The sequence below is a fragment of the Pseudomonas matsuisoli genome (assembly GCF_014647635.1).
In the GTDB taxonomy this organism is placed as follows: Bacteria; Pseudomonadota; Gammaproteobacteria; order Pseudomonadales; family Pseudomonadaceae; genus Pseudomonas_P; species Pseudomonas_P matsuisoli.
Map to the genome: position 1 here is coordinate 31853 of NZ_BMPO01000007.1, position 24810 is coordinate 56662.

Below are 24810 nucleotides of genomic sequence, written 5' to 3' on the forward strand. Positions count from 1 at the left end.
ACCACAGGCCATCAAACTTTTGGGGAGAGCCGGTCAACGGCTTTCGGGACCTCTGCAGCGTCCATTCAGGTGTTTATGGAGTTCGTCGGATCGTCACTGACCGGCGGCCTGTTATGTGCGTGAACGATCCCGCGCCGGCTCTATGCAGCGAGCGAGGAGACGTCATGAGTATATTCAGCCATTTCCAACAACGCTTCGAGGCAACACGCCAGGAAGAGTATTCGCTTCAGGAATACCTCGACCTGTGCAAACAGGACCGGAGTGCATACGCCTCTGCGGCAGAGCGTATGTTGATGGCTATCGGAGAGCCCGAACTGATCGACACCGCTGTCGATTCGCGTCTTTCACGCATCTTCTCCAACAAGGTAATACGGCGCTACCCGGCTTTCGCTGACTTCCATGGCATGGAGGATGCGATCGAGCAGATCGTGTCGTACTTCCGCCACGCGGCGCAGGGTCTCGAAGAGAAGAAACAGATCCTTTATCTCCTCGGCCCCGTTGGCGGCGGCAAGTCGTCCCTGGCTGAAAAACTCAAGCAACTCATCGAAAAAGTCCCCTTCTATGCGATCAAGGGCTCGCCGGTATTCGAATCGCCACTGGGACTGTTCAATCCTCGCGAAGACGCCGAAATCCTTGAGGAGGACTACGGTATTCCGCGCCGCTACCTGAATTCCATCATGTCGCCATGGGCCACCAAGCGCTTGCAGGAGTTCGGCGGCGACATCAGCCAGTTCAAGGTCGTCAAACTCTACCCGTCCATCCTCAATCAGATCGCCGTCGCCAAGACCGAGCCCGGCGACGAGAACAACCAGGACATCTCCGCGCTCGTGGGCAAGGTGGATATCCGCAAGCTGGAAGAATTCCCGCAGAACGATGCGGACGCCTACAGCTATTCAGGCGCGCTGTGCCGGGCCAACCAGGGCCTGATGGAATTCGTCGAGATGTTCAAGGCGCCGATCAAGGTACTGCACCCGCTACTGACCGCGACTCAGGAAGGCAACTACAACAGCACCGAAGGCCTAGGGGCGATTCCTTACAGCGGGATCATCCTTGCCCACTCCAACGAATCGGAATGGCATACGTTCCGTAACAACAAGAACAACGAAGCCTTCATCGACCGGATCTATATCGTGAAGGTGCCGTATTGCCTGCGCGTGTCCGATGAGATCCGGATCTACGACAAGTTGCTCATCAGCAGCTCCCTGGCGAACGCCCACTGCGCGCCGGACACCCTGAAGATGCTCGCGCAATTCTCAACCCTGTCGCGACTGAAGGAGCCCGAGAACTCCAACATCTACTCGAAGATGCGGGTCTACGACGGCGAAAACCTCAAGGACACTGACCCGAAAGCCAAATCGATCCAGGAGTATCGCGACAACGCGGGGGTCGACGAAGGCATGAATGGCCTGTCCACGCGCTTCGCCTTCAAGATTCTCTCGAAAGTCTTCAACTTCGATCCGCATGAAGTCGCGGCTAACCCCGTGCACCTGCTCTACGTGCTCGAACAGCAGATCGAGCAAGAGCAATTCCAGGCCGAAACCCGCGAGCGCTATCTGCGCTTCCTGAAGGAATACCTGGCACCGCGCTACGTCGAATTCATCGGCAAGGAAATCCAGACCGCCTACCTCGAGTCCTACAGCGAATACGGCCAGAACATCTTCGACCGGTACGTGCTGTACGCGGACTTCTGGATTCAAGACCAGGAATACCGCGACCCGGAAACCGGCGAGATCCTCAACCGCGGCGCGCTGAACGAGGAGCTGGAAAAGATCGAGAAGCCGGCTGGTATCAGCAATCCCAAGGATTTCCGCAACGAGATCGTCAACTTCGTGCTGCGGGCACGCGCTAACAACAATGGCAAGAACCCGAGCTGGCTGTCGTACGAGAAGCTCCGCGCGGTCATCGAGAAGAAGATGTTCTCCAACACCGAGGACCTCTTGCCCGTCATCAGCTTCAACGCCAAGGCCAGCAAGGAGGACCAGAAGAAGCACAACGACTTCGTCACGCGCATGGTCGAGCGTGGCTACACCGAGAAGCAGGTCCGCCTGTTGTCGGAATGGTATCTGCGGGTTCGTAAGTCGCAGTAAGAGACGTTTAGGCCGATGGATGGCCGTCGGGCGAAGGCGATCGGTGCTGGGACTGTCACGTACGGCAGGTACGTTTCATGTCTCGCACGCGCGTCCGGCGGCGTCACGCATCCGCCAGCGGCTCTACACAACGTTGTAGAGCGAGCTGATCCATACGGACTTCAGCTCGCTCAAGGATTCGCCCAAAAGCTGCCGTCAGGCGATAGCAGATTTCGCGCGGATTCTCAGCCCGGAGGGCTCTCATGAGCTACGTGATCGACCGACGTTTGAACGGCAAGAACAAAAGCACCGTGAATCGCCAGCGATTCCTACGGCGTTACCGCGAACACATCAAGAAGGCCGTGGAAGAGGCAGTCAGCCGGCGCTCCATCACTGACATGGAGCATGGCGAGCAAATCAGCATTCCTGGCCGCGATATCGACGAGCCGATCCTCCACCACGGTCGAGGGGGCAAGCAGACCATCATTCATCCGGGCAACAAGGAATTCACGTCCGGCGAGCGCATTCCACGCCCACAGGGTGGCGGTGGCGGCAAAGGCGCTGGTAAAGCGAGCAACTCCGGCGAAGGCATGGACGACTTCGTCTTCCAGATCACCCAGGAAGAGTTTCTCGACTTCATGTTCGAGGACCTGGAACTCCCGAACCTCGTGAAACGCCACTTGAATGGCGCCGAAACCTTCAAAACCGTCCGCGCCGGCATCAGCAGCGAAGGCAACCCGTCGCGTATCAACATCATCCGCACCCTGCGTTCCGCCCACGCGCGTCGTATCGCCCTATCGGGCAGCAGCCGCGCGAAGTTGCGGGAAGCGAAGCTGGAACTGGAGCGCCTCAAGCTCCAGGAGCCGGATAACATTGGGGATATTCGGGCCATCGAGGAGGAAATCCTCAAACTGCGCGCGCGCATCGAACGCGTTCCCTTTCTCGACACCTTCGACGTCAAGTACAACCTGCTAACCAAGCAGCCCAATCCCAGCTCCAAAGCGGTGATGTTCTGCCTGATGGACGTGTCCGGTTCGATGACGCAGGCGACGAAAGACGTCGCCAAGCGCTTCTTCATCCTCTTGTACCTGTTCCTGAAGCGGAACTACGACAAGATCGAAGTTGTGTTCATCCGCCATCACACTAGCGCCAAGGAAGTGGACGAAGAGGAGTTCTTCTATTCACGCGAAACCGGCGGCACCATCGTTTCAAGCGCCCTCAAGCTGATGCAGGAAATCATGGCCGAGCGCTATCCAATCAACGAATGGAATATCTATGGCGCTCAGGCCTCGGACGGCGACAACTGGAACGATGATTCACCGGTCTGTCGCGACATCCTGATCAACCAGATCATGCCGTTCATGCAGTACTACACATACGTCGAGATCACACCGCGTGAACACCAGGCGCTGTGGTACGAGTACGAAGCCGTACGCGACGCATTCTCCGACGCCTTCGCCCAGCAACAGCTGGTTTCGGCGGCGGATATCTACCCGGTCTTCCGGGAGCTCTTCCAGAGGAGGCTTGCCGCATGACGCCCCGCGAACGGAAAGGCCCCATTTCCACCGGATCGGAATGGACGTTCGACCTCATCCGCACCTACGACCATGAGATCGCGCGGATCGCCGAACGCTACGCCCTGGACACCTACCCCAATCAGATCGAGGTGATCACCGCTGAGCAGATGATGGACGCCTATGCGTCCGTCGGCATGCCCCTGGGCTATCACCATTGGTCCTACGGCAAACACTTCCTGCACACTGAGAAAAACTACACGCGTGGCCAGATGGGCCTGGCGTACGAGATCGTGATCAACTCCGATCCGTGCATCGCCTACCTCATGGAAGAAAACACCATGTGCATGCAGGCGCTCGTGATCGCGCATGCCTGCTACGGCCACAACAGCTTCTTCAAGGGTAATTACCTGTTCCGCACCTGGACGGACGCGAGCTCGATCATCGATTACCTCGTGTTCGCCAAGCAGTACATCATGAAGTGCGAGGAGCGCCACGGCATCGATGCGGTGGAAAACCTGCTGGACTCCTGCCACGCGCTGATGAATTACGGTGTCGATCGATACAAGCGCCCCTACCCCATCTCCGCGGAAGAAGAACGGCAGCGACAGAAAATCCGCGAGGAGCATATTCAGCGCCAGATCAATGATCTCTGGCGCACGATCCCGCGTGGCGAGCACAAGTCGGATGAACGGGATGCCAAGCGTTTCCCCAGCGAACCGCAGGAAAACATTCTCTACTTCATCGAGAAACACGCGCCTCTGCTCGAGCCCTGGCAGCGCGAGGTGGTAAGGATCGTTCGCAAGATCGCGCAGTACTTCTATCCGCAGCGCCAAACGCAGGTGATGAACGAAGGCTGGGCAACTTTCTGGCACTACACCCTCGTTAACGATCTGTACGACGAAGGCCTCGTCACTGACGGTTTCATGCTGGAATTCCTGCAATCTCACAGCAGTGTCATCTTCCAGCCGGCTTTCGACAGCCCTTACTACAGCGGCATCAACCCCTACACCCTGGGTTTTTCGATGTTCATGGACATCCGTCGGATGTGCGAGAACCCCACCGAAGAGGACAAACGCTGGTTCCCGGACATTGCCGGCACCGATTGGCTGAGCACGATCAAATTCGCGATGCAGAGCTTCAAGGACGAGAGTTTCATCCTGCAGTACCTGTCGCCGAAGGTCATTCGTGACCTCAAGCTATTCAGCATTCTCGACGACGATCACAAGGACGAGCTGCTGGTCTCCGCGATCCACGACGAAAGCGGCTACCGCACCATTCGCGAATTGCTGGCAGCCCAGTACAACCTCGGCAACCGCGAGCCCAACGTGCAGATCTGGAATGTCGATCGCCGGGGCGATCGCTCGCTGACACTGCGGCACACCCAGCACGACCGCAAACCCCTGGGTGAATCGACGGACGAAGTCTTAAAGCACCTGCACCGCCTTTGGGGATTCGACGTGCATCTGGAAACGGCGTCGGGGGATCAAGTCATCAACGTGCAACACATGCCGCCACGAAGCGAACACGCCGAAGGCAGCGAATATCCCCGCCTGGACCTCGCGTTCTCGCCCATATGACAACCTCGATCCGTAGGGTGGATTAGCCGCAAACGGCGTAATCCACCACGCGTCTCTCACCGTTAAATAGCTCGAACGCGATACTGGCGGAAGCCCCCACGGGGATTCCGCCCTACTCATTCCAATCTTCCACGTCTTTATTACTGGCTAAACCCGTCTCATGCATCCCGTAGGGCGGGTGCAACCCGCGGCTTCAATCGCCCTTCCCATCATCGAATTACTCAGTCCCCTACCAAAACCCTTATCCTCCGCCCCACGGAGGATTCATATTCATGCAGATCTACAAAGTGGGCGGCGCCGTGCGCGACCGGCTGTTGGGCCGGCCTGTAACGGACATCGACTGGGTCGTCGTCGGCGCGAGCACAGAAGAAATGATCGCCCAAGGCTTCAAACCCGTAGGCGCTGATTTTCCGGTGTTTCTCCACCCTAGGAGCGGCGAGGAATACGCTCTCGCCCGCACAGAGCGTAAAAGCGGGCGCGGCTACGGCGGCTTCGTCTTCCACGCCAGCCCCGACGTGACACTCGAGCAGGACCTGATCCGCCGTGACCTGACTATCAACGCCATGGCCGAAGATGCCGAAGGCGAGGTGATCGACCCTTACGGAGGACGGGCTGATCTGGAAGCTCGTGTGCTTCGCCATGTATCGCCGGCATTCGCCGAAGATCCTTTGCGCGTGCTCCGGGTAGCCCGCTTTGCTGCACGCTACGCCCCGCTCGGTTTTCAGGTGGCCGACGACACCCTTGCCCTCATGCGCACCCTCGCCGAATCCGGAGAACTGGAAGCCCTTACCGCGGAACGAAGCTGGAAAGAAATCTCCCGCGCGTTAATGGAAGCGCGACCCGACGTATTCATTTCGACGTTGCGGCGCTGCGGTGCATTGGAAAAACTGCTGCCGGAGGTCGACGCGCTGCTTCACGTGAATGGCGACCACGTGCTGAACGTTCTCCAGCGCTGCGCGGACGAACAAACCGACCTGCCCATTCGCTGGGCATCGCTGCTTCGCAATGTAGCGGATTTGCCTGGCTGCAACATCGATACGATCGACACGCTGAATCGCCGCGGGAAAGTGCCCCGCGACTGCCAGGAGCTCTCGCGGCTGGTCGGCGAGTTCCACGGGCCCGCCGCCGCTGCAACGGCACTACCGCCCGCCGATCTCCTCGACATCCTGCAGCGGTTCGACGTTTATCGCCGACCGCAGCGCCTGGAGGACTTTCTTCAGGTCGAGCACATCAACGCGCAAGCTCTGGGCTCCAATTACCCGCAAACAGCCTATCTGCGCGGCGCCACGAAGGCTGTTCGTGACGTGCAGCCGGCAGCGCTCATGGCAAAAGGGTTCAAAGGCGCAGCGCTCGGCGAAGCGTTAAGCGCTGCGCGGCTCGAGGCACTGGAAACGTTTAAACGCGAATATACGCAGTAGGAACGCAAACGGTGGAAGCCGGACTTCACCCTACGGCGCTGTGTGAGCAGGCTTTGAACATTGTGGGAGCGGGCCATGCCCGCGATTGGGGTCAGTTGAGTGAGGCCGTGGTGGGTGAAAAGCGCATCGCGGGCACTGCTCGCTCCCACAGATGCTGGAAGCTGCTCAGGTGGACGGCACTACGCCAAATGCTCGGTTCTCGAACTGATCATTCGTGACTAGCGCGTCACAGACGCCCCAACCGCCAGCAACTCAGCCGACGTCAACGGCTCTCCTCGCCACTCGAACGCAACAGGCAGGAGCGATTGCGCAATCTCCGCATCTCGCCAGAGATCAGTCAGTGACTTCTCTGCGATGGGATGAACGTAGTCCGGCGCCAACAAGGACAACGGCCAAAGGACGAACGCGTTATGCAGAATCTCGGCACGGGGCAGCTTCAGACCATTGAAATCGCCTACGAGGTCATCATAGAGGAGGATATCGATGTCGAGCGGCAAGCCCTTGCGATCCGGCGCATAACGGCCGTTGTCCGCCTCGATATGCTTGAGTTGCAGGCTCAGCTCCGCCAGCGGTAGATCCGTGTAGGCCATGACCGCGAGATTGAAAAACGGGCCACTTTTGATCCCGACTGGCGCACTTTCAAAAACCGCCGAGCACCTTATTTCCCCCAGCAGCGCAGATAACGCCTCCAGCCCAGCCGTCAGATGCTTCTCACGCTCGACGTTCGAACCCAGCCCCAGATAAATCCGTTTCACGCTTGGCCACGCTCGATTTCAACGCCGACGCCGCGTGCCGCTGGCACGGCGCCCGGCTTGGTCACCTTGATCCGCAGCCAGCGAATCCCAAATTCGGCGATCAGACTTTCCGCCAGGCGTTCGGCGAACGTCTCCACCAATTGAAAACGCGCGGCCTCCGCAAACTGCTGAATTCGCTGGGAGGCGGTGGCGTAGTCGAGGGCTTTCGTCAGGTCATCACCTTCTGCGGGCGCGCGGTTATCCCAAGCGAAGGCCAAATCCAGGATAAGGCACTGCCGAATGTTCCGCTCCCAATCGTAGGCGCCGATGACCGTGTCAACTTCCAGCCCTTCGATGAATACCTTGTCCAAACCGTTCTCCCCACACGCGACAGCTGCTGGAGCTGTCGCTAGAATCCAGGCATAAGCCCTGGATAATTTCAATGTACTGGCTGCTGCTTCCGCTCGCTTACTTGCTCGGATCCGTCTCGTTCGCCATCTTGCTGAGCCGGCGCACGGGATTGGATCTTCGCGCGAGCGGTTCCGGCAACCCCGGCGCGACCAACGTCCTGCGCTTGGCAGGGCGCAAACTCGCCTTGCTCACCCTGTGCGGTGACATCTGCAAAGGCCTTATCCCGGTTCTGGTTGCCAAGGGCCTCGGGCTCTCCTTAGGGCAGCAAGCCTGGATTGGCCTGGCTGCCTTCCTAGGCCATTTGTACCCACTCTACTTTCAATTCCGCGGCGGCAAGGGTGTCGCCACCGCAGCAGGCGTCATCACGGGCATCTGTTGGCCGGCGAGTGTACTGGCCACTGCAATATGGTCGATCACCTTCGCGCTCTCACGCACCAGCTCCATCGCCTCACTCGTCGCCGCGCCAGTCACGCTGCCGCTAATCGCCTGGTATGCGCCCACTGCGTTGATTCCCATGAGTGTGCTCGTGCTTCTGATCCTATGGCGCCATCGCCGTAACCTGAAAAGCCTTATTGCCGGCAGCGAGCATCACTTCTAGCGCCTACACCGCAGGTAGCGTCTCCATAGACCACCGTGCCTGAACGCCGATACCCGGTCCATCGGGCCGCTGCCCGGCGAGCAGTCGCTGGCACCCCGCGTAGGCGATCATCGCACCGTTGTCGGTGCAGAATTGTGGCCGCGCATAGAACACTTGCCCCTTGGCCTCTTGCAGCATCGCTTCAAGCGAGGTGCGTAACGACAGATTCGCGCTGACGCCGCCTGCAATCACCAGATTCTTCAGGCCGGTCGCTTTCAGCGCGCGCCGGCATTTGATGACCAAAGTCTCGACCACCGCCTGCTGAAAGGCCAGCGCGATGTCGCTCCGGGTTGCCTCGCCGTCGTCGCCAGCCGCTTGGCACTTCTGCCACGTATTGAGCGCGAACGTTTTCAGGCCGCTGAAACTGAAATCGAGCCCCGGGCGATCGGTCATCGGCCGCGGGAAGACAAAGCGGCCTGGCGTCCCTTGCAAGGCCAGCCGCGCAATCTCCGGCCCACCGGGGTATCCTAATCCGAGCAGCTTCGCTGTTTTGTCGAACGCCTCGCCCGCCGCATCATCGACCGATTCGCCCAGCAACTCATAACGCCCGATTCCGTCGACCCGAACCAATTGCGTATGCCCGCCCGACACCAGCAGCGCTACGAAAGGGAATGCAGGAGGCTGCGCTTCCAGCATGGGCGCGAGCAGGTGACCTTCCATGTGATGAACGCCCAGCGCCGGAACGTTCCAGCCGAACGCCAGAGCCTGCGCACACGAGGCACCCACCAGCAGGGCGCCAACCAAACCAGGGCCGGCGGTATAGGCGATCCCATCGATATCGGACGAACGGACATTCGCCTCGCTCATGACCTGACGGATCAGCGGGATCATCCGCTTCACATGATCTCTGGACGCGAGTTCTGGGACTACGCCGCCATAAATACGGTGCAAATCAACCTGACTGAAGAGTGCGTCCGCCAGCAGGCCCCGCTCGCTGTCGTAGAGCGCGACGCCTGTTTCGTCGCAGGAGGTTTCCAGGCCTAGTACCAGCATTGGCGCGGCTACCCATAGGAAAAGGAGAAGGCGCGCATCATAATCGTGGGCACCTGCACCGACCAGTGGTTTTCGACGAACCCTTTGCATTCGGCCAGGCAAGGCGTTACTATCCGCAACCCTTGAAAACTGACGTACTCCCAGAGCCGATTGCCGGGAATGCGTTGAACAACCCGGTAAAAGTGAAGGTACGACCTGGATGCCAGCCGTCAAAGTCAAAGAAAACGAGCCCTTCGACGTAGCCCTGCGTCGTTTCAAGCGTTCTTGCGAAAAAGCCGGTGTTCTGGCTGAAGTTCGCAGCCGCGAATTCTACGAAAAGCCGACCGCTGAGCGTAAGCGCAAAGCTGCTGCTGCAGTTAAGCGTCACGCTAAGAAGGTCCAGCGCGAACAGCGCCGTCGCGAGCGTCTGTACTGAGTTCTACTCGGAACACGCTCTCGTGACACGAAGCCCGGCCTAGCCGGGCTTCTGCTTTTGCAACAAAACTTCCTGTTCTGTATTGCCGCCTCTGGCTAAATAGGCAAAGTCACTCTGCTGCATCGCCGTTTGCCCATTCACCCGCTGGGGCCAATATGGCTGGCCTGATCCCGCAAAGCTTTATCGATGACTTACTGAGCCGCACCGACATCGTCGATGTGGTGAGTTCGCGCATCCAACTGAAAAAAGCGGGAAAGAATTTCACAGCGCGCTGCCCTTTCCATAACGAAAAGACGCCCTCCTTCAGCGTCAGCCCCGACAAGCAGTTCTACTACTGCTTTGGCTGCGGCGCCGGGGGTAATGCGCTTGGCTTCGTCATGGATCACGATCATCTGGACTTCCCCCAAGCGGTCGAGGATCTTGCGAAGCGCGTCGGCATGGAAGTTCCCCGGGAAGAGGGCCGCAGCAACAAGCCTCGGCAACCGGTCGACTCGCCGCTCTATCCGCTACTCGATGCTGCCGCTGGGTACTATCGACAGGCGCTGAAACAGCACCCGACGCGTAAGGCCGCGGTGGAATATTTGAAAGGCCGCGGCCTGTCCGGCGAAATCGCCCGCGACTTCGGTCTTGGCTTCGCGCCGCCCGGATGGGACAACCTGCTCAAACAGTTCGGCAGCGATACGTTGCAGCAAAAAGCAATGATCGATGCCGGCCTACTGATCGAGAACGCCGAAACCGGCAAGCGTTATGACCGCTTTCGTGACCGCGTGATGTTCCCCATCCGCGACAGCCGAGGCCGAGTCATCGCGTTCGGCGGCCGTGTCCTTGGCGACGACAAGCCGAAATACCTGAACTCGCCAGAGACCGCTGTCTTTCATAAAGGGCAGGAACTCTACGGTTTGTACGAAGCACGTCGACACAACCGTGACCTAGACGAGATCATGGTCGTCGAAGGCTACATGGATGTCATTGCGCTGGCGCAACAAGGCCTGCGTAACGCCGTGGCCACCCTAGGCACCGCAACCAGCGAAGAGCACCTGAAACGACTCTTCCGGATCGTCCCCAGCGTGTTGTTCTGCTTCGACGGAGACCAGGCGGGTCGGAATGCGGCTTGGCGCGCCCTGGAGTCGACACTGACGAGTTTGCAGGACGGACGCCGCGCGCGCTTCCTGTTTCTACCCGAAGGGGAAGACCCGGACAGCCTGGTACGGCGCGAAGGACAGGATGCCTTCCGAGCGAGGATCGTCCAGCAGGCCCAGCCGCTGGCGGACTACTTTTTCGAGCAGCTTTCCGAAGAAGCGGACCCGCGTTCGCTCGAAGGCAAAGCGCACTTAGCAACACTGGCCGCACCACTTATCGAAAAGATTCCCGGTGCCAACCTGCGCGCCTTGATGCGACAGCGACTAAAGGACATTACCGGGCTCAGCGGCGAATCGCTGGAAAACCAAGCGCAGCGATCAAATACGGCAGCGGCGCCCGCTGAAGATTACGGCGTCATTTATGACGAGGATCAATACGCGCCTAGCTACGAGCATTACGCTACGGAAGCGCCAGCGACCGCGTACGGGGAACCCGTAAGGAAAAAGAAAACCGAATGGAAAGGTGACGGGCGGAATTACAAAGGCAAACGGGATGGCAAGTACTTCAGGCCGCCCCCGCGCACAGAGGTTGCCGTCGAATCGCCTAACCTTACCGCTCTACGAACACTGCTCCATCATCCCGAGCTTGCAGGGAAGGTAGAAAATGCCAGCGTAATCGCTGGAGAAAACGACACATATGCACAATTGCTTGTTGCACTGCTGGAAGCGGTGCAGAAGAACCCATCGTTACGTGCCGTACAGCTGCTTGCTCGCTGGCACGGCACCGAACAGGGCAAATTGCTGCGTGCATTGGCCGATAAAGAATGGCTGATCCGCGCCGACAACCTTGAACAGCAGTTTTTCGACACCATAACTAGGTTATCCGCGCGCCAACGCGAGAAAAACCTCGAATACCTGCTACTAAAAGCACGTCAAAGCGAACTGAGCGCAGAAGAAAAGGACCAACTACGAGCATTGCTCGACCGCAACGGCTCTGCCGCTCCTCCGACCTCATCTGGCGCCTGAGGTCCTCTTTCAGCTATAATGCGCGGCTTATTTTCAGCCCGCCAAGACCTTAAGTGGATAGGGTGTTATGTCCGGAAAAGCGCAACAGCAGTCTCGCCTCAAAGAATTGATCGCCCGCGGCCGTGAACAGGGTTACCTGACGTACGCCGAGGTGAACGACCACCTGCCGGAGGATATTTCAGATCCGGAACAGGTGGAAGACATCATCCGCATGATCAACGACATGGGGATCAACGTATTCGAGAGTGCCCCGGATGCGGATGCCCTGTTACTGGCCGAAGCCGACACCGACGAAGCCGCCGCTGAAGAAGCGGCTGCTGCGCTCGCTGCGGTCGAAACCGACATCGGTCGTACTACTGACCCGGTGCGCATGTACATGCGCGAAATGGGTACCGTCGAACTGCTGACCCGCGAAGGCGAGATCGAAATCGCCAAGCGCATCGAGGAAGGCATTCGCGAAGTCATGGCGGCCATTGCCCAATTCCCGGGCACCGTCGACGGCATCCTGTCCGAATACAACCGCGTCACGACTGAAGGCGGTCGCCTGTCCGACGTTCTTAGCGGTTACATCGATCCGGACGACGGTAGCGCGCCTGCGGAAGAAGTCGAGCCCGTTCAGCCGCAAGGCAACAAGGCCGACAACGCCAAGAACGACGACGATGACGACGAGAACGAAAACGAGTCCGATGACGACGAATCCGAAGGCGATACCGGGCCGGACCCGGAAGAAGCCGCTCGTCGTTTCGGTGCCGTTTCTGATCAGCTCGAAAAAGCCAAGAAAGCCCTGAAGAAGCACGGTCGCCATTCCAAGGAAGGCGTTGCCGAGCTCGAAGCGCTGGCCGAGCTGTTCATGCCGATCAAGCTCATACCCAAGCAGTTCGAAGTACTGGTCCTGACCGTCCGTGGCGCGCTGGAGCGCGTGCGTCGTCAAGAACGCGCCATCATGCAGCTGTGCGTCCGTGACGCCCGCATGCCACGCGCCGACTTCCTACGTCAGTTCCCGAACAACGAAACCGACCTCGAGTGGGCCGATCGTCTGGCGAGCGGCAAAGGCAAGTACGCCGAAGCCATCGGTCGCCTGAGCGATGACATCAAGCGTAACCAGCAGAAACTGATCGATCTGCAGAACGAAGTGGACCTGAAGGTCAACGAGATCAAGGACATCAACCGCCGGATGTCCATCGGTGAAGCCAAGGCTCGCCGCGCCAAGAAGGAAATGGTGGAAGCCAACCTTCGTCTGGTGATCTCGATCGCCAAAAAGTACACCAACCGCGGCCTGCAATTCCTCGACCTCATCCAGGAAGGCAACATCGGCCTGATGAAGGCGGTGGACAAGTTCGAATATCGCCGTGGTTACAAGTTCTCGACCTACGCCACGTGGTGGATTCGTCAGGCGATTACCCGCTCCATCGCCGACCAGGCGCGCACCATCCGTATCCCCGTTCACATGATCGAAACGATCAACAAGCTGAACCGGATCTCGCGCCAGATGCTGCAGGAAATGGGTCGTGAGCCAACGCCGGAAGAGCTCGGCGAGCGCATGGAAATGCCTGAGGACAAGATCCGCAAGGTACTGAAGATCGCCAAAGAACCGATCTCCATGGAAACCCCCATTGGTGACGACGAAGACTCGCACCTGGGCGACTTCATCGAAGACAGCACCATGCAGTCCCCGATCGACGTCGCCACGGTCGAAAGCCTCAAGGAAGCGACGCGCGACGTCCTTTCCGGCCTTACCGCCCGTGAAGCCAAGGTCCTGCGCATGCGCTTCGGTATCGACATGAACACCGACCACACCCTCGAGGAAGTCGGTAAGCAGTTCGACGTTACCCGTGAGCGTATCCGCCAGATCGAAGCCAAAGCGCTGCGCAAGCTGCGTCACCCGTCCCGTAGCGAGCACCTGCGCTCGTTCCTCGACGAGTAATCGAGCGACACGATCCACGAGAAGCCAAGCCCCGGTACCCGCCGGGGCTTCTTGTTTACGGGTCAAATTTGTCAGGAACGGTTAGATATCTGCAGAAGCCAACATAGGGTGTTTAGTTTGCCGGTAACCGGGTTTGATCGAGCACGTCATACGGCCTAACCATCCTCAATCGCCCATGAATGGGCTCCTACAACAAATCCTGCCCGACGCGATCCTTGTAGGAGCCCACTTGTGGGCGATCAAAGTCCGACTAAACAACGGCATCGCAACCCGCTAACCACGACTGCCCCACCGTTAACCGCAAGCGACCCAATCACCAGTGACAAAGCGGCGAATGATGGATTGCGCGACTACATTGCTAATCCACCCTACATGCCCTTCGTTCCTGGGCGTTCGCGAAGAACGTTTGTTTCCATCCAATAGCTCATGTGATTCAACCGGTTGGCGCACCGCCCTCCCCTCGGTATACTCCGCCATCCTTCTGAGGGCCTATAGCTCAGTTGGTTAGAGCAGAGGACTCATAATCCTTTGGTCCACGGTTCTTATGTGGTACGCACTTCGGTGTGGTATTTGGACCGTTGGTTGGTGGTGTCATGATTCATTTGGGCCTCTAGCTCATGTTGGTTAGAGCAGCGGACTTAAGGCGAGAGACCTAAACCCCAAATGGGGCATGGTGGATCGCGGATGGGTTGCCCTGGGTAAGTTCACTCTGCCCAGAGGTAGAATCGCTCAAATTCGGGGAAACCTCTGCTTCGGCGTGGCAATCCCGAGCCAAGCCTTACAGTAAATGTGAGGAAGGTGTAGAGACTGTACGGGTGAGCCGAAAGGTAAGAGACAGTCCAGACCACAAACCCGAAAGGGGCAGCGAAAGTTGTAGTGGCAAGCATAATCCGTTGGTGCCCGGTTCGACTCCGGGGGGGCCCACCATATAGAAGAGACCGCATCTATGATGCGGTTTTTTTTTGCACACTAACTCGATCGGCAATCTCAAAATCATGGCCAACTGGTCTGTCCCGGACCTGGTGGAGTACGAATAACTGGGCACGATGCAATGCAGCAGGAGTGGAGCCTAGTAATCATAGGCGGGGTATTCGCAAGCGCAATCCGAGTACAGCAGCACCTGAGTCAATAGTTGGCGGCGCGCATCATGCGCCGACCGCATGCCATAAGGCTTTGCGCGATTTTCACGTAGCGGTTTCCATGCTTTGCAACAGCGAACTCCTTCAGCGAAAGAGATGGCGTATCGGGCGCCTGAGCAAGGCGATCCATGCCATACCTAACTAAGGATGGCTCAAGGCTGGCCGTCGTGCTTTCTGAGTCCCGCGCCGTCGTCAAGCGGGCGATGCAAAACTAAACGCAGCAGCCCCTGGTACATGCAGCCGCAAGGAATGACTGCCCCCAAATACATGTACAGTACGCTTGTGGTTTTTTGAGATATTTGCCGACTGTGCATCTACGAATCTGCACAAAGGACGCGCCAATGACGGTGTTCCGAGTAGGCCGAATAAGGGGCTGCTGGGCGATTTTAGGACATGTGTATAATCACTCTATAGTTGGTCTATAGTCGCTCTATAATTCCCTATAATTGTGCTAAGTGGAGCCTGCACGGCCGTCCAAGGCTAGTAGCTCAGTTGGAATGCACTGCCCAAAGCTGATCAATCCGTGTAGTAAACGACTGACTCATCATCTCTCGCCTCATACCCCACTCTGGCGCAACGGGCACTCTGCCCGGCCGGAGCGTGCCTCTACCCCACCGCCCGTTGATCTGGTCCATTACGCCCATAAGGCGCTCACTGCTTTCGGGCTGGACGGAGGCGAATAGATCGTCGGAGTATTCGCCGCGCTGACAGAGATCAACAAGCAAGACCTCAGCTTTGCTGTATGCGTAGCCGTCACGGTAGATACGGTCCAAACCAGCTATCGCTGCCGCAGTTATGACTCGGGTATCATCAGTTGGATACGGTAGTTCGCATAGCGCACCGTTCGCATATCTAGGCTGGTTCGGATTGAACATCCCGGTTCGGATGCCCACCCTCACGCGCTTGCACAGTGACGACTGCCGCCGAAGCTTCTCAGCAGCCCGAGCGGCGTAACTGGCTACGGCTTCGCGGATTGGCTCAATGGATGTGAGGCGGTTCCCAAACATTCTTGAGCAGCAGATTTCTTGCTTGGGTGGGTCGGCTTCGTCTAGCTCTAAGCATGGCGTTCCGCGCAGCTCTCGAACCGTTTTCTCGATGACAACGCTGAACTGCTTCCTCAGCGACCAGGCGTCCGACTGCGCGAGATCCCAAGCTGTCTTGATGCCAAGTGCGTTGAGATGTTCGTTCATCCGCCGACCGACACCCCAGACCTCGCCAACCTCTGTTGCTTTCAGCAGTTTGTCCCGCCGCACCGGATCGCGGATATCGACCACACCGCCGGTTTGCTTCTGCCAGCGCTTCGCAGCGTAGTTTGCCAGCTTGGCCAAAGTTTTCGTGCCAGCAATACCAACCCCTACAGGAATGCCGGCATCCCTCAATACGCGCCGACGTATCTCCCGGCCGATCGGCTCGAGCGCACCTGGAATTCCCGTGAGGTCAGCAAAAGCCTCGTCGATCGAATACACCTCAACCGCAGGCACCAGGCTCTCAATGATGCTCATCACCCGCGCACTCATGTCGCCATACAGCGCGTAGTTCGAGCTGAACGCAACGACTCCCCAACGCTTCAGGTCGTTGCGGATTTGGAAATACGGCGCTCCCATCTTGATACCCAACGCCTTCGCCTCAGACGTCCGGCTGATTACGCAGCCGTCGTTGTTTGAAAGCACTACGATGGGCGTCCGCATCAGGTCAGGCCTGAAAACTCGCTCACATGAGCAGTAAAAGGCATTGCAATCGATCAGGGCGAATGCAGGTTCATGCTTTGCCATGAAAGCGCACGCTGTACTCAACAACGCCCCATATGGCCAGCTCGTCACCCTCCAAGATATAACGTGGCGGAAAGCGTTCGTTAGCCGACTCAAGCACAATCTGCCCGTCTTTTCTCTTAGTGAATATCTTGACGATAGGGTCGCCGTTCACAGAGACGATGGCGACAGATCCTGTCGATGGCTCGATTGATCGATCAACGACCATGAGATCGCCCTCAAAGATCCCTATCCCAGTCAGGCTTTCACCACCACACCGCGCGTAAAACGTATGAGGTGCCCGCAAATTCATCAGCTCGTCCAGACTGATCGGACCTTCTATGTGGTCCTGGGCAGGGCTTGGAAATCCCGCAGGCACTCGGTACGAATAGATAGGCACACTCGATGTACCGGGCACGTGATCGTAAATAGCGGTAACGCGGGCCATAACTGCTCAGCTCTTGAGATACTGTATATATAAACAGTTAAACCGAGCTTTGCGCTGGCGGTCAATTGAAAACCAGCGAGCTACGACAGAAGGCAGCACCGATGTGCGGACGATTTACGCAGTACCGAATGGCGCTCGAATATTTGGAGATGCTCAAGCACGATTTACCTTTGGACGGAGGCTTCGATCCTGAGCCGATCAACCGATACAACGTGGCCCCACGATCGCGCGTCATGATCCTTTTTGAGAACGAGAAGGGCCTTCGTTTTGCGAAGATGCCATGGGGCTTCGAACCGTTTTGGGCTCAAGGTAAACGTCCGCCAGCCATCAACGCCCGCGTCGAAACTGCCGCAACGAGCAAATTCTTCAAGACGGCCTGGCCGAACCGGGCACTGGTCGGCGTGGATGGATGGTATGAGTGGGTGACGGATCCGAACGACCCAAAGAAAAAGCAGCCGTATTACATCACGCTCAAGTCGGGTGAACCGATGTGGTTTGCTGCAATCGGTCAGTTTGATCGTCAGGGCACTGACGTAAAGGACGGGGACGGATTCGTGATCATTACGGCGGACAGCGATGAAGGCATGGTGGATATCCACGATCGCCGACCTGTTGTGTTGTCTCCTGATGAGGCGCGGGAATGGATCGAACCAGGTCTGTCTTCAGGCCGTGCAGAACAGATTGTGCGAAATGAAGGATTGCCGGTTCGCGACTTTGAGTGGAAGCCAGTCAGCAAGGCGGTTGGAAATGTAAAAACAGACAGCGCAGAGCTGATCAGGCCGACTGAAGATGCTCGAAGGCTCGGACATTGAATGCAGGTAGCGCTACGCAGCGAAACACCAGCTTCCCTGGGCTCTATTACTTTGTCCAGCCTGTGAAGAAAAAGTGAAGAGTGCTTCAGGTCGACAGGTAGATTGGACTACCGCAAAAAAGGATATTGGTGGTAGGTCATATCCAATGAGTCAGCTGTGACGAAGCTTCGCAAGAGTCCAGCTCAACGGGCCTATAATGCGCCTCTTCTTTTTAGTAGTCGTGTTGTAGTCAATGGTACGCGCAGTCGCAATAACCGCTTTATCGCTTCTTTCCTTCCTCTCAATCGCCTCCCCTCCCGACAACTTTCCTCAAGCGAAGATAGTTGCAAAGAACAGCATTTATTTCGACCAAAACACCGGTTCGCTTGGTGATCTTTACTGCGGCTGTCAGTGGACATGGCTTGGCAAATCAGGAGGCAGGATCGATTTCGCGTCGTGCGGATACCAAGTCCGGAAGCAGCAAAATCGCGCTGAGCGCATTGAGTGGGAGCACATCGTCCCGGCTCAGACGTTCGGTCGACAGCGACAATGTTGGCAGAACGGTGGACGTAAGAATTGTGTTTCTGAGGATCCCGTTTTTCGTGTGATAGAAGCGAATTTGTTCAACCTCTACCCATCAGTGGGAGAGGTGAATGGAGACCGAAGCAACTTCAACTATGGAGCTGTACTTGGGGCGGCTTCGCAATACGGACAATGTAGGACAAAAGTCGACTTCAGTGAGCGCGCCGCAGAGCCGCGTGATGAAGTCAAAGGGTTGGTAGCGCGTGCCACCTTTTACATGTTCGACCGTTACAACCTAAACATGTCTCGGCAACAGCAGCAGCTCCTAATGGCGTGGAACAAGCAATATCCGGCGACTGCCTGGGAGCGTCAGAGAGACGACCGCATCGCGGCCGTCATGGGCCATCACAACAAATTCGTGACAGGCGAGCGAAGCTGGACTGTAGGTTACAAGCCGGTCGGGGATGGGGTAATCAGTAAAGTTCAAGGCCGCGCAGCTCAGAAGCCAGGCACTGCCACCCATCAATTACAGGGAAACGGAATGATCATTGGCAACCGCAACAGCCAGGTATACCACCTGCCGCAGGGCTGCCCGAGCTATGGGAACGTGTCTGGGAAAAACCAAGAGTTGTTCACTCTGGAATCGGAAGCTCAAGCAGCTGGCTATAGAAAGGCTGGCAATTGTAGATGATTGAGAACGTCCATTTGTGGTCGGCAGTTGCCAGTCCCAAATAGCGGCTTCCGGCCAGAAGCGGTCATTCGCATAACCTGAACATTTGCGATGCCCCGCGCTCAGCACGCTAAGTTCAGGACACCGGGTAGCCGTGCAAGCTATATATCGAAGGAGATGTCGCGCGTCCATTGCCCTATGACTGCACAGAGGTGAGAGTCGTGAGCTACAGTCCCGGCTGTTGCTAGAACGTAAGCGGCCGGTGATTACGTCTTTCAATTTGATGAAGGCCTCGCATGGCCTGACGGTCATCTATCGTTGGCCGACGCGAAGTCCTTGGTCACACTGAAAAAGGTTTCAAGGGAGCGGGAGATGAACTTGTCTCTGTGATAAACCGCGTGCAACTGCCGCTTGTGCTCAGGGATCACGTGGTTCAACGAGACCAGACTGCCCTCGGCGATGAGATCTCCGACCACCCAATAGGAAAGGCAGCTGATTCCGACGCCAGCCGAGACCATCCGCTTGATGGCTTCTGAACTCCCAATCTGCCGGGCGTTACGCCAGGCACCCAGATGTGGAAAAAGCCAGCGCTGCACCTCTTCAGCCGTACCCGATCCCTCTTCGCGTACCAGCCAGCGCGCGTCTTGCAGGTCACTGAGCGAAAGCCGCCCCTTGTGGGCCAAAGGGTCATCTGCCGCTGCGACAATGATCAACTCGTCTTCACACCAGGGCTGCACAGCAAGAGTGGGCTGGTGGCTCGGCCCTTCGACCAGGCCAACGTCAATTGACAGTTGTGCCGCCTGCCGTGCGATCTCTGTGCTGTTGCCCAGGATTACATCAATCTGTGTCCCGCCGGCACGCTCGGCCATGTGTTGCATCAGCAGCGGCATGATGTAGTTGCCAATCGTGGTACTGCAACCTACTCGCAGCCGCGCGCAAGCCTCAGTCTGAAAACCACGCTCGATATCCAGCGCAGCCTCCAGCAGGCGGATAGCCTTGGGCAACAATGTTCGGCCGTTGTCGTTCAACACCAAACGTTTGCCAACGCGGTCGAAGAGCCGAATACCCAAAGCACCTTCGAGTTCATGGAGGGCCGCACTGGTCGCTGACTGCGACAGGGCAAGGGCTGCGCTGGCTTTGGTGGTTGAACCCAGTTGGGCGATAGCGCGGAAGATGTCGAGTTGCCGAAGTGTGAGCTTCACTTTTCTACCTTGAAAATAGGTATGTCATATCCAAAATATCCGTTTTTCCAGATAAGTGCATGTCGCTATTCTGAATCTGTCATCGCATCGCGATCATTCGGAGGCTTTATGCGCGAGATCAGCCTGACCAAGATCATGCAGGGCGGCCAGCCGCTCTCGGCGCTTTCCAATCCCAAGGAAGCGATACGACAGTTCACGCCTAACTGGTTTGCCGCCACGATGGGCACCGGCATTCTGGCCTTGGCCCTAGGGCAGTTGCCGGGTCACAGTACGCTGCTTGCAGGTATTGGGGAGGCCCTTTGGCTGTTCAATATTCTGCTGTTTACCGTCTTCACTCTGATGTACGCCGCCCGCTGGGTGTTCTTCTTCGATGAAGCCAAACAGATCTTTGGGCATTCCACAGTTTCGATGTTTTTCGGCACGATCCCGATGGGCCTGGCAACTATTATCAACGGCCTGGTTCAGTACGGTCTGCCGAACTGGGGAGAGGGTGTGATTGCCCTGGCCCACGTGCTCTGGTGGCTGGACGTCGCCATGGCACTGGCATGCGGTGTACTTATCCCATTCATGATGTTCACCCGACAAGAACACAGCATCGATCAGATGACTGCTGTATGGCTGCTTCCTGTGGTAGCGGCGGAAGTGGCAGCGGCGAGCGGCGGTACCATCGCACCGCATCTGGCCGATACCAGCGCTCAATTCACGATGCTGATCACTAGTTACGTCTTGTGGGCCTACTCAGTTCCGGTGGCCTTGAGCATTTTGGTTATTCTGGTACTGCGCCTGGCGCTTCATAAGTTGCCGCACGAGAGCATGGCGGCATCGTCCTGGTTGTCGCTGGGGCCGATTGGCACCGGTGCGCTGGGCATGTTGGTCATTGGCAACGATGCACCGGCCATCTTTGCCGCCCATGGCATGCCAGGCATAGGTGCGGTGGCTGCTGGCATTGGGGTGGTATCGGGTGTTCTGTTTTGGGGGCTTGGCTTGTGGTGGATGCTCTTGGCGCTGCTCATTACCGCTCGCTATGCGAAAGGCGGCATCCCTTTCAATCTCGGCTGGTGGGGCTTCACTTTCCCGCTGGGCGTCTATGCGGTAACAACGCTCAAGCTCGGTGTGACGCTGAAATTGGCTTTTTTTGATGTGCTGGGCATTATCCTGGTGATGATGTTGGCGATTATGTGGCTGGTGGTTGCAACCAAAACCGCCGCCGGTGCATACCGTGGCAACCTGTTTGTATCGCCCTGTATTGCATCGCTGAACGCCAAGCGCGTCAGTCGCTAACGATCAGGCATTGGCCACGCTCGCCGCTCGGGTGAGCGTGGTGACGATGTTTGCAGCGACATCAGGGTGCTGACATATCGAAAGCGGACTCGGATGGGGCATCGCGAGCAGGCTGAGTTCGGGGCCATGCTGCTTGATTTCTGGTGCCGCTCTCTGCGCCACGCGCCCTGCCAGGACCAAGACGCGCAGGCGCGGTAGCAGATCCATCACTTCTTTCAGCAGTGTGACGCCCTCTATGATCTTCGAGCGGGTGATCGCTTCGGCAGGACTGTCGAGATCCGGCAGCCATGGATACAGATTCCACAAGATGGTCTGCTCACGCACGAGACACGCCTGCTCAAGGAAGCGCTTCAGGTTGCGCTGGGAAGGCCCTGTGTTGTCGCGGGAAACGAAGCGTGGCCACGAGCAATCCCTGGCCGGAGATTCCAGCAATATCAGAACAGACGCATCGACCCCACCATCCAGCGGATCAAAGTACGGCAGTCGTCTAGCTCCCAGGCTCCGGGCGTCTACCCACTTGTTCAGACTGCCAACAGGCTGGGAGTACAGACGATGTCTGCGGGTATCTTGAATATTCATCTAGTCTCTGGGCGTCGAAGGAAACCGTGCTCGCGTCAAGGCTTGCAAAGCACTGTTTACGTAACAATTGCGCGAGTGATATGTTGCTTCGAAGGAGATGGCATTCCTCCTCACAACCGCCCCGTGCTGATGATGTCTACGTGAACCCTGGACAGGGTGCGTAGGTGTGCCCCCTGTCCGCCAATCTAGGACAGGAACTTGACTCAAAAATCCGTATTAGCTCTCTTTCGCAATCTGCGGTCAGCACCTCCTCGGCCCTGCCAGCTCAGAGGAGATTTGCAGTCATGCTGAAATCACTCTTTGTCATTGCCATCGGCGCATCACTTGGTGCCTGGTTGCGCTGGTTCCTGGGTATGAAGCTCAACGCGCTGTTCCCGACTATTCCCCCAGGCACTGTAGTGGCGAACATGGTCGGAGGGTACATCATCGGCCTGGCCATCGCGTTCTTGGCCGCATCTCCCTCCTTAAGCCCAGAATGGCGCCTGCTGATAATCACGGGCTTTTGTGGAGGACTTACCACCTTTTCCACCTTCTCAGCCGAAACAGTTGCCCTAATCCAAGAAGGAAGATTGCTGTGGGCGCTCGGCTCAATTTCATTGCACGTCGTAGGTTCGTTAGCGATGACCGCTGCCGGACTACTGTCCTACCAAATGATTGGTACTCGCTGAGGAGATCAAAATGAAAGGCTATATGGTCGTTTTCTTCACCCAACAAAAACGTCGTTACCAAGGAAAGATGCTTGGCGAATGGATCGTCGACGTGGCTAAGGAAATGGGGCTGCGAGGTGCCACGCTATGCACTGGGATCGAAGGTTTTGGACACACCGGAAAACTACACTCATCGCACTTTTTTGAGCTGGCTGATCAACACACGGAGATTCGCCTGGCAATCACGGAGGATGAGGCAGAGCGGTTATTTAAGCGACTGGATTGTGAGGAAATATCGGTGTTTTTCACGAAGACGCCAATCGAGATGGGCACACTTGGAAAAGCGCCTTCCAGCGTAGCCCCGTCCACAATTTCGGAGCTATGAACATGTGGTCTGTCCCGGGCTGAGTGGACACTGACTTAAGGTGGACACCATCGCCTCAAGCGATGGATTCAGGAAGATGTGTTGCCCGGACGCTTACGGTCCGATCCCCATCCATACCGCATAGGCTGTCCCAACTGGAATAGCGCGTGTCGCCAGAGAGAGCAGGTACATGCTCAGACAGATAAATGCCCCACAGAACAGACTAGGCATCGATCGTGTAAACCCCTCTGTACGAGGCATCGCGGCTGCGTAGAAAACTTCGCACGCCCCCGCAAGCAGCAGAAAAAACCATCCCACTTCACAGATTCCTTATCTGGAAAGAGCAGGTAAAAACGTGCTCGCAAATAGCTATTCACACCGCAGGCGCAAACAAGCTAATCATCGCATCAATCATGCCAGCAGGGCCCAGCTAACCCTTAGATCGAGCCTAAATTGGCTCGCTTAAATAGGCTCTCAGCTGCTTCCTTGCGTTCCGAATAACGGTCAACCAACTCGGGATGATCTCTGAGCAGAAGCGTAAAACGAAACAACTCCTCCATTACATCGACGACGCGGTCATAGTAAGGCGAGGGCTTCATGCGGCCAGCATCATCAAACTCCATATAGGCCTTCGGCACCGAGGACTGGTTGGGGATGGTGAACATACGCATCCAACGACCGAGAACACGGAGCTGGTTGACGACGTTGAATGATTGCGAGCCGCCGCAAACCTGCATCACCGCCAGTGTCTTCCCTTGGGTCGGGCGGATCGCACCAAGTGCCAAAGGAACCCAATCGATCTGGGCTTTGAACACGGCGGATAGCGCGCCATGACGTTCAGGCGAACACCAGACCTGGCCCTCTGACCACAGCACCAGATCACGCAACTCCTGAACCTTGGGATGCTCCACCGGAACATCGTCTGGCAGTGGCAAACCGGACGGGTTGAAGATGCGAGTTTCTGCGCCGAAATGTTCCAGCAGTCGCGCCGCTTCCTCCGTCAGCAAACGGCTAAAGGAGCGCTCTCTTGTCGAACCGTAGAGCAGCAAGATGCGAGGCCTGTGGTGGCTATCGCCATGGGCCTCTGACTTTTCTTCGAACAGTGCTTGGTCGAGATTGGGTAGGTGGTCTGTCATCGTTAAAACGCTCGCTTATAGGGTTCCGATGCTATCTAGTTCACGCTTGAGTTCATCACGACTCAGACGCTCGAAAGGCAGGGCGAGGAAGGCGCGGCAACGTTGTTCGATGCGTGCCAGTACGCCCCGAAAGGCCGCATCCACTTCCCGCTCATCGCCTTGCACATCGGAGGGATCTTGCAGGCCCCAATGGGATTTCACAGCCGGGCCGAAGTAAACCGGGCAAGCCTCGCCAGCAGCCTTGTCGCAGACGGTGATAACGATATCCGGGGGATTGGACTCGAACACATCGTTACCCTTGCTGCTCAACCCTTCGATGGAGATGCCGGCCTGCTGCAAGGTCGTGAGGCTGCGTGGCAGTACCTGCCCTTTGGGGAAGCTCCCAGCGCTGACAGCCTCGAAACCCTCCGGAGCCAGGTGATTGAACATTGCTTCAGAAAGGATGCTGCGACAGCTGTTGGCCGTGCACATAAAGAGAACGCGCAT

General features: G+C 57.3%; 23 protein-coding genes and 1 riboswitch. Of the genes, 13 read left to right on the top strand and 10 right to left on the bottom strand.

Going from position 1 to position 24810, the window contains the following annotated elements; genetic code table 11:
• Positions 1 to 164 precede the first annotated feature (164 nt).
• The 4 genes from IEY47_RS14905 to IEY47_RS14920 all read left to right on the top strand — a co-directional run bounded on the left by IEY47_RS14905 (position 165) and on the right by IEY47_RS14920 (position 6578).
• A complete protein-coding gene (locus IEY47_RS14905; protein WP_188984059.1) occupies positions 165 to 2087 on the top strand; it encodes a PrkA family serine protein kinase in 1923 nt (640 codons plus the stop codon).
• Between the two features lie 242 nt (positions 2088 to 2329).
• On the top strand, positions 2330 to 3601 hold the full coding sequence (locus IEY47_RS14910; protein ID WP_188984060.1) for a YeaH/YhbH family protein: 1272 nt from the start codon (positions 2330 to 2332) through the stop codon (positions 3599 to 3601).
• Entirely contained in the window at positions 3598 to 5160 is a 1563-nt protein-coding gene (locus IEY47_RS14915) for a SpoVR family protein (protein ID WP_188984061.1), read from the top strand. The genes IEY47_RS14910 and IEY47_RS14915 overlap by 4 nt, the downstream gene beginning before the upstream one ends.
• 272 nt (positions 5161 to 5432) lie before the next feature.
• A complete protein-coding gene (locus tag IEY47_RS14920) occupies positions 5433 to 6578 on the top strand; it encodes a multifunctional CCA addition/repair protein (protein ID WP_188984062.1) in 1146 nt (381 codons plus the stop codon).
• Between the two features lie 218 nt (positions 6579 to 6796).
• On the opposite strand, the gene folK is transcribed toward IEY47_RS14920, so the two are convergent.
• Both folK and folB read right to left on the bottom strand, forming a co-directional pair.
• Positions 6797 to 7333, bottom strand: coding sequence for a 2-amino-4-hydroxy-6-hydroxymethyldihydropteridine diphosphokinase (folK, locus tag IEY47_RS14925; protein WP_188984063.1), 537 nt, complete (start codon positions 7331 to 7333; stop codon positions 6797 to 6799).
• Positions 7330 to 7683, bottom strand: coding sequence for a dihydroneopterin aldolase (gene folB, locus IEY47_RS14930; RefSeq protein ID WP_188984064.1), 354 nt, complete (start codon positions 7681 to 7683; stop codon positions 7330 to 7332). Before folB ends, folK begins: the two co-directional genes overlap by 4 nt.
• Before the next feature lie 71 nt (positions 7684 to 7754).
• Between folB and plsY the strand changes: the two genes are divergently transcribed.
• Positions 7755 to 8321 (top strand): glycerol-3-phosphate 1-O-acyltransferase PlsY, encoded by a 567-nt coding sequence (gene plsY, locus IEY47_RS14935; protein ID WP_188984065.1) that lies wholly within the window; start codon positions 7755 to 7757, stop codon positions 8319 to 8321.
• Between the two features lie 3 nt (positions 8322 to 8324).
• On the opposite strand, the gene tsaD is transcribed toward plsY, so the two are convergent.
• The gene (gene tsaD, locus IEY47_RS14940; protein WP_188984066.1) at positions 8325 to 9353 is read right to left on the bottom strand and encodes a tRNA (adenosine(37)-N6)-threonylcarbamoyltransferase complex transferase subunit TsaD; all 1029 of its coding nucleotides are present in this window, start codon (positions 9351 to 9353) and stop codon (positions 8325 to 8327) included.
• 199 nt (positions 9354 to 9552) lie between these two features.
• On the opposite strand from tsaD, the gene rpsU reads away from it, so the two are divergent.
• The 3 genes from rpsU (at position 9553) to rpoD (ending at position 13797) form a co-directional block, all read left to right on the top strand.
• Positions 9553 to 9768: a 30S ribosomal protein S21 gene (rpsU, locus tag IEY47_RS14945; RefSeq protein WP_003085057.1), complete on the top strand. Its 216-nt coding sequence runs from the start codon at positions 9553 to 9555 to the stop codon at positions 9766 to 9768.
• A 155-nt stretch (positions 9769 to 9923) separates the two neighbouring features.
• Positions 9924 to 11873, top strand: a complete 1950-nt coding sequence (gene dnaG, locus IEY47_RS14950; RefSeq protein WP_188984067.1) for a DNA primase — start codon at positions 9924 to 9926, stop codon at positions 11871 to 11873.
• A gap of 67 nt (positions 11874 to 11940) precedes the next feature.
• The gene (gene rpoD, locus IEY47_RS14955) at positions 11941 to 13797 is read left to right on the top strand and encodes an RNA polymerase sigma factor RpoD (protein ID WP_188984068.1); all 1857 of its coding nucleotides are present in this window, start codon (positions 11941 to 11943) and stop codon (positions 13795 to 13797) included.
• A gap of 1627 nt (positions 13798 to 15424) precedes the next feature.
• Here rpoD and umuC read toward each other — a convergent pair.
• A complete protein-coding gene (gene umuC / locus IEY47_RS14960) occupies positions 15425 to 16708 on the bottom strand; it encodes a translesion error-prone DNA polymerase V subunit UmuC (protein WP_188984069.1) in 1284 nt (427 codons plus the stop codon).
• Positions 16695 to 17132, bottom strand: coding sequence for a LexA family protein (locus tag IEY47_RS14965; RefSeq protein ID WP_188984071.1), 438 nt, complete (start codon positions 17130 to 17132; stop codon positions 16695 to 16697). The genes umuC and IEY47_RS14965 overlap by 14 nt, the downstream gene beginning before the upstream one ends.
• A 101-nt stretch (positions 17133 to 17233) precedes the next feature.
• On the opposite strand from IEY47_RS14965, the gene IEY47_RS14970 reads away from it, so the two are divergent.
• The gene (locus IEY47_RS14970; RefSeq protein ID WP_188984458.1) at positions 17234 to 17944 is read left to right on the top strand and encodes an SOS response-associated peptidase family protein; all 711 of its coding nucleotides are present in this window, start codon (positions 17234 to 17236) and stop codon (positions 17942 to 17944) included.
• 232 nt (positions 17945 to 18176) lie between these two features.
• A complete protein-coding gene (locus IEY47_RS14975; RefSeq protein ID WP_188984073.1) occupies positions 18177 to 19136 on the top strand; it encodes an endonuclease in 960 nt (319 codons plus the stop codon).
• A 287-nt stretch (positions 19137 to 19423) separates the two neighbouring features.
• On the opposite strand, the gene IEY47_RS14980 is transcribed toward IEY47_RS14975, so the two are convergent.
• Positions 19424 to 20317 (bottom strand): LysR family transcriptional regulator, encoded by an 894-nt coding sequence (locus IEY47_RS14980; protein WP_188984075.1) that lies wholly within the window; start codon positions 20315 to 20317, stop codon positions 19424 to 19426.
• Between the two features lie 108 nt (positions 20318 to 20425).
• Here IEY47_RS14980 and IEY47_RS14985 point away from each other — a divergent pair, with 108 nt between their 5' ends.
• On the top strand, positions 20426 to 21598 hold the full coding sequence (locus tag IEY47_RS14985) for a TDT family transporter (RefSeq protein WP_188984077.1): 1173 nt from the start codon (positions 20426 to 20428) through the stop codon (positions 21596 to 21598).
• Between the two features lie 3 nt (positions 21599 to 21601).
• Here the strand turns inward: IEY47_RS14985 and IEY47_RS14990 are convergent, their stop codons facing one another.
• A complete protein-coding gene (locus tag IEY47_RS14990) occupies positions 21602 to 22177 on the bottom strand; it encodes a uracil-DNA glycosylase family protein (RefSeq protein ID WP_188984079.1) in 576 nt (191 codons plus the stop codon).
• Positions 22178 to 22261: 84 nt separating this feature from the next.
• A riboswitch (Fluoride riboswitch) is annotated at positions 22262 to 22323 on the top strand.
• 138 nt (positions 22324 to 22461) lie between these two features.
• On the opposite strand from IEY47_RS14990, the gene crcB reads away from it, so the two are divergent.
• The gene (crcB, locus tag IEY47_RS14995) at positions 22462 to 22845 is read left to right on the top strand and encodes a fluoride efflux transporter CrcB (protein WP_188984081.1); all 384 of its coding nucleotides are present in this window, start codon (positions 22462 to 22464) and stop codon (positions 22843 to 22845) included.
• A 10-nt stretch (positions 22846 to 22855) separates the two neighbouring features.
• Positions 22856 to 23209, top strand: coding sequence for a DUF190 domain-containing protein (locus IEY47_RS15000; RefSeq protein WP_188984083.1), 354 nt, complete (start codon positions 22856 to 22858; stop codon positions 23207 to 23209).
• Positions 23210 to 23302: 93 nt separating this feature from the next.
• Here the strand turns inward: IEY47_RS15000 and IEY47_RS15005 are convergent, their stop codons facing one another.
• The 3 genes from IEY47_RS15005 to IEY47_RS15015 form a co-directional block, all read right to left on the bottom strand.
• A complete protein-coding gene (locus IEY47_RS15005) occupies positions 23303 to 23506 on the bottom strand; it encodes a DMT family transporter (RefSeq protein ID WP_188984085.1) in 204 nt (67 codons plus the stop codon).
• A 119-nt stretch (positions 23507 to 23625) separates the two neighbouring features.
• Entirely contained in the window at positions 23626 to 24324 is a 699-nt protein-coding gene (arsH, locus tag IEY47_RS15010) for an arsenical resistance protein ArsH (RefSeq protein ID WP_188984091.1), read from the bottom strand.
• A 15-nt stretch (positions 24325 to 24339) separates the two neighbouring features.
• Entirely contained in the window at positions 24340 to 24810 is a 471-nt protein-coding gene (locus tag IEY47_RS15015) for an arsenate reductase ArsC (RefSeq protein WP_188984093.1), read from the bottom strand.